Raw genomic sequence first — 14,326 nt, forward strand, 5'->3', positions numbered from 1 at the left:
AACTTGAGGATTCAACGCAATGAGCCGTACCCGATTCAACGCTGTATCCAGCCGCAAACAAGGCGGTTTCACCCTGCTGGAAATGCTTGCGGTCATCGTCCTGCTGGGCATCGTGGCGACGATTGTCGTGCGCCAGGTGGGCGGTAACGTCGACAAGGGCAAATACGGCGCGGGCAAGGCGCAATTGGCCAGCCTGGGCATGAAAATCGAAAGCTACGGCCTGGACGTCGGGTCGCCGCCGAAAAGCCTGCAACAGCTGGTGGAAAAATCCGGCAATGCTGCTGGCTGGGCGGGCCCGTATGCCAAGCCATCGGACCTGAAAGACCCGTTCGGTCACGCCTTCGGTTATCGCTTCCCCGGCCAGCACGGCACTTTTGATCTGATTTTCTATGGTCAGGACGGCCAGCCGGGCGGCGAAGGTTACAGCGCTGACCTGGGCAACTGGGAATAACCCGTTTTATGCGAATGCCTGCTGCGAGCCGTGGTTTCACGCTGATGGAAATGCTGGTGGTCATCGTCTTGATGAGCATCGCCGTTGGCCTGGTGGGTTTTGGCTTGCAACAGGGCTTGCACGCGGCCCGGGAACGTCAGGCCGTCGGGCAGATGGTTGATGCGCTCCGTGCAACCCGGGTCAACGCGATTGTCACCGGGCAACCGGCCAGAACCGTGTTTGATCTGCGTAAAAAAGCCTTTCAGGCGCCCGGACAACCGATGCGCCAGTGGCCTGCGCAGCTGAAGGTCACCTTGCAGACTGCTGCCGAGATGGGTTCGACCGTGGAGTTTTATCCCGATGGTGGTTCGACCGGCGGCAATGTGATGCTGGCCAATGGAGATCGTCGTTGGCGCATCGATATCGGTTGGTTGACGGGCAGTGTGCAGTCCAAGGCGTTGCAATGAAACGCAACGCCCAGACAGGTTTTACCTTACTGGAAATGCTGGCTGCACTGACCGTCATGGCGGTGTGCAGCAGCGTGTTGCTGGTTGCCTTCGGTCAGAGCGCGCGCTCGTTGCAACAGGTTTCGCGCAGCGATCGACTCAGTCACGCGGCGCGCACGGTGTTCGATCAGGAAGCCGCCGGGCCGTTGCGTAGTGGTACGCGCAACGGCGTCCTCGACGGCGACATCAACTGGCAGCTGGAGATCAGTCAGCAGCCCACCAAGGCTGGTCAGGCGCGTTTGTTTCGCCTGGACCTGACCGTCAGTGAAGCGCGTCGCAAGGCGACTTTCAGCACGCTGAAGCTGCGCGGGCTGACTGACAAGGCGGGCGCGTGAAGCAGCGCCAGCGCGGCTTCACGCTGCTGGAAATCCTGCTGGTGCTGAGCCTGATGGGCGTGCTGCTGACCTTGGTCGGCGGCGCATTGCTGGGTGCCAATCGCGCGGTGCTCAAGGCGCAGCGTTACACCACCAGTCTGGACGAAATGCGCGCGGCGCAGCGCTTTTTGCGCAGTTCCATCGGCCAGGCGTTGCCGCTGGACAGTTCGGAAGACGACAGCGAAAGCAGCGGTTTTTTTGTCGGCTCGGCGCAACGTTTGCAGTTCGTGGCCACCTTGCCGGGCACCTTGGGCGGCGGGATTCAGCTGCATACCCTGGAGCTCAAGGGCGGTGATCTGCAAGTGGCGTTCGCTCAGGTTCAGTCCAGCGCCGACGGCACCGTCGCCAAACCCTGGGGCGACCCGCAAGTGCTGGTGCATGACGTTGAAGAGCTGCAACTCAGCTATCGCGGCGTGTCACCCAAAGGTGAAGCGACCGGCTGGATCAGTGATTGGCCGTGGCCGACGCGTCTGCCCCGCGCTGTGCGGATCGACGCCAAGGTCAACGGCCCGGTGCCGTGGCTGGCGGAAGTGGTGGCCTTGCGTCTGGATCTGTCCGGCGGGGCGGGCGGCCAATGAAGCACGAACGGGGCGTCGCATTGTTGCTGGTGCTGTGGGCGCTGGCCTTGCTCAGTTTGTTGCTGGGCGGGTTGGCAGGTTGGGTGCAGCTGGAAACCCGTCAGGCGCTGTTCGCCCGTCAGCACACTCAAGCGCTGTTGGCCGCCGAAGCGGGTTTGGCGCTGGCGGTGCAAGGGCTGGCCGATCCGGCCCAGCGCAAGCGCTGGATCGCCGATGGCCGGGACATCGCCCTGCGTTTCGATGACGCGCAGCTGCTGGTCAGCGTGCGCAGCGAACGCGGCAAGCTGGATTTGAACAGCGCGGTGGTGGGCGATATCGCGCGAGTGGCGCAGGCGTGCGGGGCAGGTAAAGACCAGGCCGCGGCCATGGCTCAGGCACTGAACGGTCGACGGGGCAATGGCTCGCCGCCGTTGCGGGTGATTGAAGAAGTGCGTCAGCTGCCGGGTATGACTCAGGCGCTTTACCTGCGCCTGCTGCCGGAAGTGACCTTATGGAGCGGGATGGATCGGCCCGATCCGGCCTTTGCTTCGGGGTTGGTGCGCCGGGCGTTGAACCTGCCCAATCAGAGCGCGGTTGGCGCTGATGCGGGACAAGTGTTGATGATCGATAGTCGGGCACAACGCACGGGCGGCTTTGCGGCCCGTTTGCAAACCACTGTTTTATTGAGCCCATCGGAGGGAAGCGCACAGCCTTATCGGGTGCTGCGTTGGCAAGAATGAATCGATTTATTTCAGCGCGGCTGACGACGCTGCCAGCGCCGGTATTGGCCCTGGTCGAACGCATCGCCCAGGAGTGGCGCGGCAGTCTGCTGCAACGCGGCTGGCACTTGTGGCTGGTCGAGTTGCGTGCCTGCCTGCCGCAGAAACTGCAACGGTTGTTGATCCACGACACGCCGCAGCAGCTGCACGCTTGGCCGTTGACCGCGCCGTTGCCGGTGCTGCCTGCCGAAGTGCAGCAGATTCTTCTCCTGCCACCCTCGGCGGTGCTAATACAAACCCTGCAACTGCCCCTGGCAGCCGCGCGCAATCTGGCCACGGTGGTCGGTTATGAGCTGGATCGCTTTACCCCGTTCGACGCTGCGCAACTGTATTTCGTGGCGCGTCAGGAACGCCGCAACGCCGCTTCGATTCAGGTCACGCTGGTGGCCATTTTGCGCGAGCGGCTGGATCAGATCCTCGCCGAATGCGCGACCTTCGGCCTGCAACCCCATGCCGTGGATGTCGGCGGGGGTGATGGCCAGCGCATGGGCATCGACTTGCTGCCGATTCCGCTGCGCCCGCGTCAGCGCCGCAGCGGTCTGGGCCTGCAACGCAAACTCGCCTGGCTGTGCGGCGGCTTGCTGATCGCCGCCATGCTGCTGTGGCTCGACGACCGTCAGCGGCTATTGACCGAGATGGAAAACACGGTCCGGGCGCAGAAATCCCAAGTCGCCGAAGTGCAGAAAATCCGTCAGCAACTGACCAACACCCGTGGCGCCGCCAATTACCTGATCCGCCGCAAAGCCGCCCAGCCGCCGCTGGCCGCGCTGCTCAACGAGCTGACCGCTTGCCTGCCGCGCGACACCTGGATCGACCAACTGGAAATCAATGACAGCGCCGAAGTGTCCTTCTCCGGGCAGAGCGCCAAGGCCAGTGCCTTGATCGCGCGCATCAAGGATTGCCACAGCCTGGAGAACGCGCAGTTCCAGGGCGTGATTCAACCCGACGCGCAAACCGGCAAGGATCATTTTTCCTTGCGCGCCCACCTGCATCAGGAGGCCGCCGATGCGCCGACCACTGACACCCCGTGAACGTCGCGGCGCGGCGTTGATCGTGCTGGCACTGCTGCTCGGCGCCGGCTACTGGCTGTTCGTTGACAGCTGGTTTGCCGGACCGCTGCGGAATATGAACGAGCAGGCCGAGCAGTTGCGTGAACAGCAGCAACGTTATGGCGGTCTGCTGCGCCAGGGCGATTCGCTGAAACAACAACTGGAGCAAGCCCGCAACGATCCGGCGAGCAGCACCAGCCTGTTGCCCGGTGAAGATCCCAGCGCCGTCGCCGCCGACCTGATGCAGCGCATTGCCGACCTGATCAACCGCCACGCCAGCACCGGCGCCGGTTGCAGCCTGACCCAGCGCATGCCGATCACCCCGGAACAGGATGGCGCCGAGCCGTATCGACAGGTCAAAGTCAGCCTTACCCTGGAATGCGGCATCGAGCCGCTGACGGCGATTCTGCACGAGCTGGAATACCAGCGGCCGTTCCTGTTCGTCGATGAAATGAGCGTGCGCCGCGATGCCAACGCCCCGGCCAAAGGCGGCGCCGGCAAGCTGGTGGCGCATCTCTTGGTGCGCGGTTATCTGCAACCGGCCGCCATTGTGGAGACCGCCCCATGATCGGTTCATTACGGGCTGCTGAAATGAGCCTGCTGGGCGTCGCGCTGATTCTGGCTTTGCTGATCGCCGGCATTCTTGGCGGCGTGGCAGATTCTCCCGGCTGGTTGCCGGAAAGAGCACCGCGCAATCTGATTGACGACGCGGGCAAAACCCATGTCGCGCCCGACGCCAGCCTGCAAAGCCTGTCGGCCACCTGGCAAGCGCCGTTGTTCAGCACGGATCGCAGCCCCGACCGTTCCACCCAGCAGACTCAGGTTTCCAATCTGGCCGGTCTGACCTTGACTGGCGTGATGATCGACGGCGAGCTGCGCGTGGCGCTGATCAAGCGCGCCGATGGCCCGCCCCTGAAAATACACCAGGGCCAGGCGCTGCCCAACGGCTGGAAGCTCGACAAGCTGACCCCGACGCAAGCCGAATTTTTTTCCGACGGCCGCACCCAGACCCTGAGCCTGCGCGCGCCGCGTTTGCCGCCGCCGTCCAATACACCCCCGATTTCTCTTCCCCGTGAGTCCACCCCGTGATCGCTACTTTTCCAGGAGTTCGTAACATAGCCACCTTGCGCACCCCCATGCTTTGCCTTGCCACCGCTGTCGCCCTTGGCGGCTGCGCGTCTACCCCCAGCTCTGTCGATCAGGATGACGGCCTGATGCGCGAGGCCCTGCAAGGCACCGGTTCGCAACGTGCCCCGGTAGACCCGCGCAGCGAATTGCCGCCAGCCGATACCCAGCAACCGCAGGCCGCTACCGCGCCTTCGCGGCAGTTGATCCGTGGCAATCAACAGTTCGTGCGTAAACCGGCAGCGGCACCGGCGGCGCGGGCCGGGGAAAGCGGCGATATCGTCTTCAACTTCACCAATCAGCCGATTGAAGCGGTGATCAACAGCGTCATGGGCGACCTGCTGCACGAGAATTACAGCATCGCCCAGGGCGTGAAGGGCGACGTGAGTTTTTCGACCTCCAAACCGGTGAACAAGAAGCAGGCGCTGTCGATTCTGGAAACCCTGCTGTCCTGGACCGACAACGCCATGATCAAACAGGGTGATCGCTACGTGATCCTGCCCGCCAGCCAGGCGGTGGCTGGCAAGCTGGTGCCGGAAATGGCCGTGGCGCAGCCCTCCAACGGCATGTCCGCGCGGCTGTTTCCGCTGCGCTACATCTCGGCCACGGAAATGCAGAAGCTGCTCAAGCCGTTCGCCCGGGAAAACGCCTTCCTGCTGGTGGACCCGGCGCGCAATGTGTTGAGCCTGGCCGGTACGCCGGACGAATTGGCCAACTATCAGGAAACCATCGACACCTTCGACGTGGACTGGCTCAAAGGTATGTCGGTGGGCGTGTACGGCCTGCAACGTGCGTCGGTGGGCGAGCTGATGCCCGAGCTGCAGAAAATGTTCGGTCCCGACAGCGGCATGCCCTTGGCGGGCATGGTGCGTTTCCTGCCGGTGGAGCGGACCAACTCGATTGTGGCGATCTCGTCGCAGCCCGAGTACCTGCGCGAAGTGGGCGAGTGGATTCACACCATCGACGAAGGCGGCGGCAACGAGCCGCAAATGTACGTCTACGACGTGCGCAACATGAAAGCTTCCGACCTGGCCAAGTACCTGCGGCAGATCTACGGCAATGGCGCGATCAAGGACGACGCGGCAGCGAAAGTTGCGCCGGGCCTGCGCACCAAAACCATGGCTTCGCTCAACTCCGGCAGCAGCGCTGGCGGCATGGGCAGCGGCGGCATGAACAGCAGCGGCGGCCTGGGCAACAGCAGCGGGATGGGCATGGGCAACACGCAAAATTCCAATGCCGAAGCAGAGCAGGATGCGGACGCCGAAACCGATGACGAAAGCCAGGACAGCGCAGCCGACAGCAGCGCAGAGCAGGGCGGCGAGTCCGGCACAGCAGCAAAAACCCTTGATTCCAGCACCCGGATCACCGCGCAAAAGAGCAGCAACCAGTTGCTGGTACGCACGCGTCCGGCGCAGTGGAAGGAGATTGAAGTCGCGATCAAGCGCCTGGACAATCCGCCCCTGCAAGTGCAGATCGAGACGCGCATTCTTGAAGTGAAACTCAGCGGCTCCCTGGAACTCGGGGTGCAATGGTACCTCGGGCGGCTGGCGGGTAATTCCAGCAGCACCACCGTCGCCAACGCGGCCGGTAGCCAGGGCGCATTGGGCGCTGGTGGCGCGGGGCTCGGCGCGGACTCGCTGTTCTACTCGTTCGTCAGCACCAATTTGCAGATCGCCTTGCACGCGCTGGAAACCAATGGTCGCACGCAAGTGCTGTCGGCGCCGTCGTTGGTGGTGATGAACAATCAGTCGGCGCAGATCCAGGTCGGCGACAACATCCCCATCAGCCAGACCACCGTCAACACCACTAACTCCGACACCACGTTGAGCAGCGTCGAGTACATTCAGACCGGGGTGATCCTCGATGTCGTGCCGCGAATCAATCCGGGCGGACTGGTGTACATGGACATTCAACAGCAAGTCAGCGATGCGGGCGCGACCACGGACACCCAGACCAATCCGCGCATCTCGACCCGTTCGGTTTCCACGCAAGTGGCGGTGCAAAGTGGCCAGACCGTATTACTTGGCGGTTTGATCAAGCAGGACAACAGCGACAGCGGCACCGCCGTGCCTTATCTGGGGAAAATCCCCGGCCTGAAATGGCTGTTCGGCAGCACCACGAAAACCAAGGACCGCACCGAGCTGATCGTCCTGATCACCCCGCGCGTTATTACCAGCAGCAGCCAGTCGCGGCAGGTGACCGACGATTATCGTCAGCAAATGCAATTGCTGCGTCCGGAAAAAGCCCGCCAGAGCCTCGACGATTAACCGCGTATGATGGCGGCCGACACCCGCATCGCGCCGCCTGATCCGGCGGCGCCCTTATGAGGTCATGACGATATGCTGAAGTTTTTTGCTGCACTGCTGTTGGTGTGTTCGGGGCTGGTTCAGGCGCAGGACGCGCTGCAGACCGACTTGCCCTTGAGTTATCTGGCCCAGGCCAGCACTGATTCCAGGGACAAGCCACTGGTCATCTTCATGCATGGCTACGGCAGCAACGAGAAAGACTTGTTCGGCATCAAGGACGTGCTCGCGGCCGATTACAACTACCTGTCAGTGCGCGCCCCGGTGCAGCTGCAACCCGGCAGCTATCAGTGGTTCAGCAAAAAACCAAAGACAGAAGAATATGACGGCGTGACTGTGGATCTGAAAAACAGTGGCGAGTTGTTAAGCCGCTTCATCAAGGCCGCTACCGAGAAATACCACACGCAGCCCGGCAAAGTTTTCCTGGTGGGCTTCAGCCAGGGCGCGATGATGAGTTACGAAGTCGGGCTGCGCCATCCGGAGCAGGTCGGTGGTATCGCGGCGTTGAGTGGCCGGCTGTTGCCGGTACTGCGCGCCGAATTGCAGGCCAAGGCAAAGCCTGATGCGCAGCTCAAGAACCTGGCCGTGTTCATCGGTCATGGCACTGCCGATTCGCGTGTGTCGTACAGCGGTGCGAAAGAAGCAGATGCCTATGTGAAAACCCTCGGGATAACGCCTGAGTTTCACAGCTATTCCGGCGTCGGCCATACCATCAGCGAAGCGGAAGTCAATGATCTGCAGGCGTGGCTGAAGAAAGTCGCTGGCTGATAGCTGTTGGGACTCGGTATCTCAGGTACGCCGCTGGCGACGCCATCGGGGACGAGTCCCCTCCTACCGGTTTCGCGCAGGGCAGGTAGGACCGGACTTGTCCGGGAAGAGGGTGGCGCAGACACTGGGTGGGTCAGGCGAAATGATGCTGGCCCGTTCCCTCCCACAGGCCTGAAAAAATGGAACCTTCGCGGGCCGTACAAATACCTACCGCGCTACGGTTTTGCCGCAACCAGCAAATCCGGGCTGCCCAGCGGGTGGCTCTTGGCGTCGAAAAAGCTCAGTTGCGTCTGCATGTCGCTGAACAGCTCAAGGTAATGACGCTTCTGAAACTCAACGAATGCAGCGCTGCGCGGCAGCACTGAAATCGCAATGTGTTGCGGTTTGGCCTGGCGGATTGCGGCGAGGATGTGTGCGTCCTGTTTGCCCAGCGCGTGGCCGAAGATACACAGTGCATCAGCGTGCTTTGCCAGTTGTGCGTGGCAGAACGACAGGTAATCCGAGGTGCGGATCATCTTCATTTTTTCCGCGCTGGTTCCTTCACAGACAAACAGCGGCACGTCGTCCAGCGCGTTGATGGCGAAGCTGCCCAGCAGGGTACTTTCCGAAGACAGCAGCTTGCGCACCGTGCCATCGAGGTTTTTCACCAGATGCATGCCGCCGTGCAAATACAGCACGCGGGTGGCTTTGGCCTGCGCTGCATGCAGATTGAACGTTGCCTCATCGTTGAACAGATCGTCGAAGTGCTCAGGCGCATGCATCACCGCCCAATACGCGAGCAGATCGTAGTTGCTGGAGTACACGCTGGAATACTGCTGCAACGCACTATTCAGATGCGCGAGGGTTTTGGCCTCGATCAGTTTCCACGGAATGTGCACCGAGCGGATCGCGTGAATCAGCGCTTCCTTGATCGCAAAGTAACGGTTACGCGGCGAAGAGGAGCTGATGGTCAGGGCGGCGTTGACACGCATTGCCGATTTCAGTGCGGCCAGCACCGGCTCGAAATTACTCGTTTCCATGGCGCTGAACACGGCCAGCTCGGTACGGCTCATGGGATTGTTGCGGGTGGTCTGGGACAGGTCGAACAGCGATTCATAGGCGAAATTCTTCCACACGGCCAGGCTCGCGCCGTTACCCAGCAGCAGGCCCCAGCTTGGGCTGGTGGGTTGCAGATCGTTCCAGTTCGCCAGTTCGGCATCAATATCGGTCAATTGCATCATCTCACTCGGTGCCGGGTTCAATATCGCCGCCGACGGTAGCTCGGTGGCAAATGCCTGCCATCTTATAGAAAAAGGATCTATGAGAATTGCTTGTCTTGGCCTTGACGGGCATTTAGAACGAGACAATACTTCCGCTCAAATTCATATAGATGACTAGACCAATAACAATATGAACAGACTCTCCAGCGACGAACGTCTCCCGCTTTACCAACGCCTGCGTGACCAACTGGCCGAGCAGATCGCCAATAACCGCTGGCGTCCGGGCGAAGCGATTCCCACTGAAGCGGCGCTGTCCAGCGAGTATTGCCTGTCCACCGGCACGGTGCGCAAGGCCATCGACATGCTGGTCGCCGACAATATTCTCGAACGGCAGCAGGGGCGGGGCACTTACATTCGCCGTCCGCAGTTCCAGTCTTCGCTGTTTCGTTTTTTCCGCTTCCAGACCGCTGCCGGCGAACGCCAGGTTCCCGAGAGCCGGATTCTGTCCATTGAACCGATGATTGCGCCTTCCGCTGTCAGCCAGGCCCTGGGCCTGATTCCCGATGCGCCGGTGATTCGCCTGGTGCGGCTGCGGCTGCTGGATGCGCAACCGGTGCTCGCTGAAGAAATCTGGTTGCCGCGCGTGCTGTTCCAGGCGCTGCTGGATACCGATCTGCAGCTGCACGGTCCGTTGCTTTATCCGATCTACGAAACCCTGTGCGGCCAGGTCGTGGCCTACGCCGAAGAAACCCTGACCGCCGAGTCCGTCAGTGATGTGCATGCGCGATTGCTGCACATTCCGCAAAACAGCCCGGTGGTGGTGATCGAACGTCTGGCCCGCAATTACGCTGGCCAGCCTCTGGAATGGCGTCGCTCACGCGGCCACGCCAGCCACTTCCGCTACAGCGTCGAGATCCGCTGACAGCACGTACAACATAAGGATAAAAACATGTTCAGTTGGTATCGCCAAGTCACTCCTCGTGAGCGCAAAACGTTTTGGGCCTGCTTCGGCGGCTGGTCGCTGGATGCCCTCGAAGTGCAAATGTTCGGCCTGGCGATCCCAGCGCTGATTGCCGCCTTTGCCCTGACCAAAGGTGACGCAGGCTTGATCAGCGGTGTGACGCTGGTCACTTCGGCATTGGGTGGCTGGGTCGGTGGCACGTTGTCGGACCGTTACGGCCGAGTGCGCACGCTGCAATGGATGATTCTCTGGTTTTCGGTGTTCACCTTCCTTTCGGCGTTCGTGACCGGCTTCCATCAACTGCTGATCGTCAAGGCGCTGCAAGGCTTCGGTATCGGCGGCGAGTGGGCGGCGGGCGCGGTGCTGATGGCGGAAACCATCCAGTCGAAATATCGCGGCAAAGTCATGGGCACCGTGCAGAGCGCATGGGCCGTGGGCTGGGGTCTGGCGGTCGGCGTGTTTACCCTGATTTATTCTTTTGTCCCGCAAGACATGGCCTGGCGCGTGATGTTCCTGGTTGGTCTGTTGCCGTCGCTGATGATCATCTGGGTGCGTCGCAATGTCGAAGAGCCCGACAGCTTCCAGCGCCTGCAAAAAGCCAAGACCAAACCGGCGAGCTTCTTCAAGTCCATGGCCGGCATTTTTCGTCCTGAACTGATCCGCGTCACCTTGCTCGGTGGCCTGCTGGGCCTTGGTGCGCACGGTGGTTATCACGCGGTCATGACCTGGCTGCCGACTTTTCTCAAGACTGAACGCAACCTGTCGGTGCTGAACTCCGGCGGTTACCTGGCGGTGATCATCTTCGCCTTCTGGTGTGGGTGTGTGGCCAGCGGCTTTTTGATCGACCGTATCGGCCGCCGCATGAATATTCTGCTGTTCGCCCTGTGCTGCGTCGTCACTGTGCAGTGCTACGTATTCCTGCCGCTGAGCAATACGCAGATGCTGTTTCTCGGTTTCCCGCTGGGCTTTTTCGCAGCCGGTATTCCAGCCAGCCTCGGCGCGTTCTTCAACGAGCTGTATCCCGCCGACGTGCGCGGCGCCGGGGTTGGTTTTTGCTACAACTTCGGTCGTGTGTTGTCAGCGGTATTTCCGTTCATGGTCGGGCACATGAGTGAATCCATGTCACTGGGTTCGGCGATTGGTATCGACGCCGGGATCGCTTACGGCGTTGCCGTCCTCGCCGCGCTTTGCCTGCCGGAAACCCGTGGCCGCAGTCTCGATGCAGCGGCGACCGCAACCGATACCCAACACGACCAAGCCCCGCAGCAAGCCTGACGTTTTGCCCCCGGCGCGATGTCCAACATCGCGCCTTTCTTTCCCAAGATGAGTTCCATGCCTGATTCCCTTACCTCGCCGATCCTCGGCATCGATGGCCACGCCCATGTCTTCAACCGCGAGCTGACGCTCACGTCGGGCCGACGCTACACACCCGATTACGATGCGCCGCTGGATGCGTACCTGACGCAATTACGCCTTCACGGGTTGAGTCACGGCGTATTGGTGCAACCGAGCTTTCTGGGCACCGATAACCGCTACCTGTTGGCAGCGCTGCAACAAGCCCCTGAGCAGTTGCGCGGTGTCGCCGTGGTGGATATCGACACCCGTCGTGAGCAACTGGCGCAGATGGCCGGGCAGGGTATCGTCGGTATTCGCCTGAACCTGATGGGCAAGCCGCTGCCGGACTTTACCACCCCTCAGTGGCAGCGCCTGTTGGGCCATGTCGCTGATCTGGGCTGGCACGTGGAACTGCATCGCGGCGTTGTTGATTTGCCACAGGTGATTCGCGGGCTGTTGCCTTTCGGTTGCAAGATCGTGATTGATCACTTCGGCCGTCCGGACGCGCTGTCGGGCGTTGAACACCCGGCATTCCAGGCGTTGCTGGAGACCGGTGCTACTGGCCAGGTGTGGGTAAAAGTCTCGGCCATCTACCGCCTCGGCGGCAGCAATCAGCAGAACATGACGTTCGCCCAGGCGGCCTTGCCGTTACTGGTCAAGCATTTCGGCCTGGAGCGACTGGTCTGGGGCAGCGATTGGCCACATACCCAGCATGAGCAGGACGTGAGTTTCGATACCGTGATTCAGCAACTGCACGCATTAGGCTGCGCGGATAACGTGCGACGGGCGCTGTTGATCGACGCGCCCCAGGCGTTGTTTGGTTTTTCGGTGGTTAATAGTCTCCTGCAACTCAAACCAACGCCTTAACCTGCCGACACTCCAGACTCAAACTCGCGCCGCCCAACGAACTGGTGCCGATGTGCAGCGTGAAGCCGTGCAGGTTGACGATGGCCGCGACGATGGACAAGCCCAGGCCGAAGCCGCTCTGCTGATTGCCGTTTTCGCTGCGATAGAAACGTCGGAATACCGCTTTGCGTTCCGCTTCAGGAATGCCGGGGCCGGAGTCTTCTACGGTGATGCAGGTGCTGGCACCTTCGGCGCGGGCGCCAAGCATCACGCTGCCGCCCGGCGGTGTGAACTTGATCGAGTTGCTCAGCAAATTGGCCAGCGCTTCGAACAGCAGGGCGTGATCACCGAGCAACGGCGGCAGCTCGTCGTCCACCTGTAAATGCAGGCTGACTCCGCCTTCTTCGGCCAGTGGTAAGTAGAAGTCATGCACTTCCTGGAGCAGTGCCTTGGGCTCCAGCTCGACAAATGCCGAGCGGCGCTGATGATCTTCCAGCTCGGAAATTCGCAGCAAGCCACGAAAGCGCGCCATCAGCGTGTCGGCTTCGGCGATCACTTGATCCATTTGCGTGGCGACCAGCGAGTCTTCCGGCGACTGCTGCTGAATGCGATACAGCTGCGCCCGCAAGCGGGTCAACGGCGTGCGCAGATCGTGAGCGATGTTGTCGCAAACGCCCTTGACCTCGTTCATCAGTTTTTCGATGCGGTCGAGCATGGCGTTGACGATCACCGCCAGCATGTCCAGTTCGTCGCGACGAGTTGAAACTGGCAGGCGGCGAGTCAAGTCTCCGGCGACGATGGCCTCGGCGCTGGCCTGAATGCCGCGAATGCGCCGCAACGGGCGCCGCCGCAGCAAATGCCAGCCGGCAATGCCGGGAATAATCGTCAGCGACAAACCCCAGAGCAAGGCATGCAATATCAGCGTGGTGACCGCGAACAGCGAGCCGTTGTCGCGCACCAGCACCAGCCAGTGGCCATCCAGGGTTCGGCTGGCCACTGCATCGCAGCTGTCGCGCGGCATGTCGGGGTCATCGGAGTCGACGCAGTTGTTGAGCTCGTGAATCGTGCCATCCAGCGGCAGATTGGCCGGGAGGGTGCGGATCGGCCCGGCCAACGGCTGCAACCGCGCGTCGAACAGGCCGTAGGCGTCCACGGCGCGCATGTCGAAGGTCATGCTGGTGGCCAGCGCTTCGACCAGCTGTTCGCCCTGAAAGCGGGCGAACAATTGTTGGCGTTGCATGAGGGAGTGGCGGGCCAGGTTATCCAGATAACTGGTGACTTCCCAGTACACCACGCCGATCAGGGTGCAGCTCCAGGCCACGAACAGAAAACTGTACAGCGCCAGCAAGCGGCTGCTGGAAGAACGCCAGCCGTTAGACGGGTTCAGCAATGACATAGCCCGAGCCTCGCACGGTTCGAATCAGCGGGGTCATGCCGGGTGGATCGAGTTTCTTGCGCAAGCGACCGATATGCACGTCGATCAGGTTGGTGCCGGGATCGAAGTGATAACCCCAGACTTCTTCGAAGATCATCATGCGGGTGATGATCTGCCCGCTGTTGCGCATCATGAATTCCAGCAGCTTGTATTCGGTCGGCAGCAACGTCAGCGGCTGTTTGCCGCGCGTGGCTTCGCGCTTGATCAGGTTCAGCTCAAGATCGGCAACCCGCAACAGGGTTTCCGCGGCCGCCACCGGATTACGTCGGCGCAGCAGGACTTCAACGCGCGCGGCCATTTCGTCGGAGGCAAAGGGTTTGGCCAGGTAATCATCGCCACCGGCACGCAGGCCGCGTACCCGTTCGTCCACATCGGAAAGGGCGCTAATCATCAGAATCGGGGTGTAAATGCCTTGGGCGCGCAAAGTGGTGACAATCGCCAGGCCGTCGACTTCCGGCAGCATGCGATCCAGGGTGATCAGGTCGTAGTCACCGCTGACCGCCCGCGCCAGGCCTTCACGGCCATTGTCGACCCAGTCGACGTCGAGTCCATGGCTGCTCAGTTCGGCAACGATTTCCTGTGCCGTGACGGCGTCGTCTTCGATGGTCAGAATTCGGGTCATGTTGCCTGCCTGAAAGGGTGACGGCCAAAGCCGTATT

16 protein-coding genes are annotated in these 14,326 nt (G+C 61.4%); 13 read left to right on the forward strand and 3 right to left on the reverse strand.

Annotated elements, in window-relative coordinates; translation table 11 throughout:
• Nucleotides 1-19 precede the first annotated feature (19 nt).
• From gspG to CFII64_RS05310, 10 genes are all read left to right on the forward strand, one after another.
• Complete coding sequence (gene gspG, locus CFII64_RS05265) at nucleotides 20-451, forward strand: type II secretion system major pseudopilin GspG (RefSeq protein WP_020289733.1); 432 nt, start codon at nucleotides 20-22, stop codon at nucleotides 449-451.
• Between the two features lie 8 nt (nucleotides 452-459).
• A complete protein-coding gene (locus CFII64_RS05270) occupies nucleotides 460-897 on the forward strand; it encodes a GspH/FimT family pseudopilin (protein ID WP_080290677.1) in 438 nt (145 codons plus the stop codon).
• The gene (locus CFII64_RS05275) at nucleotides 894-1,271 is read left to right on the forward strand and encodes a type II secretion system protein J (RefSeq protein WP_020289735.1); all 378 of its coding nucleotides are present in this window, start codon (nucleotides 894-896) and stop codon (nucleotides 1,269-1,271) included. The genes CFII64_RS05270 and CFII64_RS05275 overlap by 4 nt, the downstream gene beginning before the upstream one ends.
• Nucleotides 1,268-1,888 (forward strand): prepilin-type N-terminal cleavage/methylation domain-containing protein, encoded by a 621-nt coding sequence (locus CFII64_RS05280; protein WP_020289736.1) that lies wholly within the window; start codon nucleotides 1,268-1,270, stop codon nucleotides 1,886-1,888. Before CFII64_RS05275 ends, CFII64_RS05280 begins: the two co-directional genes overlap by 4 nt.
• Entirely contained in the window at nucleotides 1,885-2,607 is a 723-nt protein-coding gene (locus tag CFII64_RS05285) for a type II secretion system protein GspK (protein ID WP_020289737.1), read from the forward strand. The genes CFII64_RS05280 and CFII64_RS05285 overlap by 4 nt, the downstream gene beginning before the upstream one ends.
• On the forward strand, nucleotides 2,604-3,677 hold the full coding sequence (locus tag CFII64_RS05290; RefSeq protein ID WP_020289738.1) for a PilN domain-containing protein: 1,074 nt from the start codon (nucleotides 2,604-2,606) through the stop codon (nucleotides 3,675-3,677). The genes CFII64_RS05285 and CFII64_RS05290 overlap by 4 nt, the downstream gene beginning before the upstream one ends.
• Nucleotides 3,652-4,263 carry a type II secretion system protein GspM gene (gene gspM / locus CFII64_RS05295; protein WP_044901177.1) on the forward strand — a complete coding sequence of 204 codons (612 nt, stop codon included), beginning with the start codon at nucleotides 3,652-3,654 and terminating at the stop codon, nucleotides 4,261-4,263. The genes CFII64_RS05290 and gspM overlap by 26 nt, the downstream gene beginning before the upstream one ends.
• Nucleotides 4,260-4,784 carry a general secretion pathway protein GspN gene (locus CFII64_RS05300; protein WP_020289740.1) on the forward strand — a complete coding sequence of 175 codons (525 nt, stop codon included), beginning with the start codon at nucleotides 4,260-4,262 and terminating at the stop codon, nucleotides 4,782-4,784. Before gspM ends, CFII64_RS05300 begins: the two co-directional genes overlap by 4 nt.
• Nucleotides 4,784-7,087 (forward strand): type II secretion system secretin GspD, encoded by a 2,304-nt coding sequence (gene gspD, locus CFII64_RS05305; RefSeq protein WP_044901200.1) that lies wholly within the window; start codon nucleotides 4,784-4,786, stop codon nucleotides 7,085-7,087. Before CFII64_RS05300 ends, gspD begins: the two co-directional genes overlap by 1 nt.
• Nucleotides 7,088-7,159: 72 nt before the next feature.
• Nucleotides 7,160-7,891: an alpha/beta hydrolase gene (locus tag CFII64_RS05310; protein ID WP_020289742.1), complete on the forward strand. Its 732-nt coding sequence runs from the start codon at nucleotides 7,160-7,162 to the stop codon at nucleotides 7,889-7,891.
• 215 nt (nucleotides 7,892-8,106) lie between these two features.
• Here the strand turns inward: CFII64_RS05310 and CFII64_RS05315 are convergent, their stop codons facing one another.
• On the reverse strand, nucleotides 8,107-9,111 hold the full coding sequence (locus CFII64_RS05315; protein ID WP_044901178.1) for a DUF4917 family protein: 1,005 nt from the start codon (nucleotides 9,109-9,111) through the stop codon (nucleotides 8,107-8,109).
• Nucleotides 9,112-9,280: 169 nt separating this feature from the next.
• Here CFII64_RS05315 and CFII64_RS05320 point away from each other — a divergent pair, with 169 nt between their 5' ends.
• From CFII64_RS05320 to CFII64_RS05330, 3 genes are read left to right on the forward strand one after another with little or no spacing between them, the layout of a single operon-like run.
• The gene (locus tag CFII64_RS05320) at nucleotides 9,281-10,012 is read left to right on the forward strand and encodes a GntR family transcriptional regulator (RefSeq protein WP_020289744.1); all 732 of its coding nucleotides are present in this window, start codon (nucleotides 9,281-9,283) and stop codon (nucleotides 10,010-10,012) included.
• A gap of 27 nt (nucleotides 10,013-10,039) precedes the next feature.
• Nucleotides 10,040-11,326: an MFS transporter gene (locus tag CFII64_RS05325; protein WP_020289745.1), complete on the forward strand. Its 1,287-nt coding sequence runs from the start codon at nucleotides 10,040-10,042 to the stop codon at nucleotides 11,324-11,326.
• A 57-nt stretch (nucleotides 11,327-11,383) separates the two neighbouring features.
• Nucleotides 11,384-12,253, forward strand: a complete 870-nt coding sequence (locus tag CFII64_RS05330; protein WP_020289746.1) for an amidohydrolase — start codon at nucleotides 11,384-11,386, stop codon at nucleotides 12,251-12,253.
• Here CFII64_RS05330 and CFII64_RS05335 read toward each other — a convergent pair.
• Both CFII64_RS05335 and CFII64_RS05340 read right to left on the reverse strand, forming a co-directional pair.
• Nucleotides 12,237-13,628, reverse strand: coding sequence for a HAMP domain-containing sensor histidine kinase (locus CFII64_RS05335; protein ID WP_020289747.1), 1,392 nt, complete (start codon nucleotides 13,626-13,628; stop codon nucleotides 12,237-12,239). The genes CFII64_RS05330 and CFII64_RS05335 overlap by 17 nt on opposite strands.
• Nucleotides 13,606-14,289 carry a response regulator transcription factor gene (locus CFII64_RS05340; protein ID WP_020289748.1) on the reverse strand — a complete coding sequence of 228 codons (684 nt, stop codon included), beginning with the start codon at nucleotides 14,287-14,289 and terminating at the stop codon, nucleotides 13,606-13,608. Before CFII64_RS05340 ends, CFII64_RS05335 begins: the two co-directional genes overlap by 23 nt.
• Between the last annotated feature and the right edge of the window lie 37 nt (nucleotides 14,290-14,326).

The sequence above is a fragment of the Pseudomonas sp. CFII64 genome (assembly GCF_000416235.1).
GTDB lineage: Bacteria > Pseudomonadota > Gammaproteobacteria > Pseudomonadales > Pseudomonadaceae > Aquipseudomonas.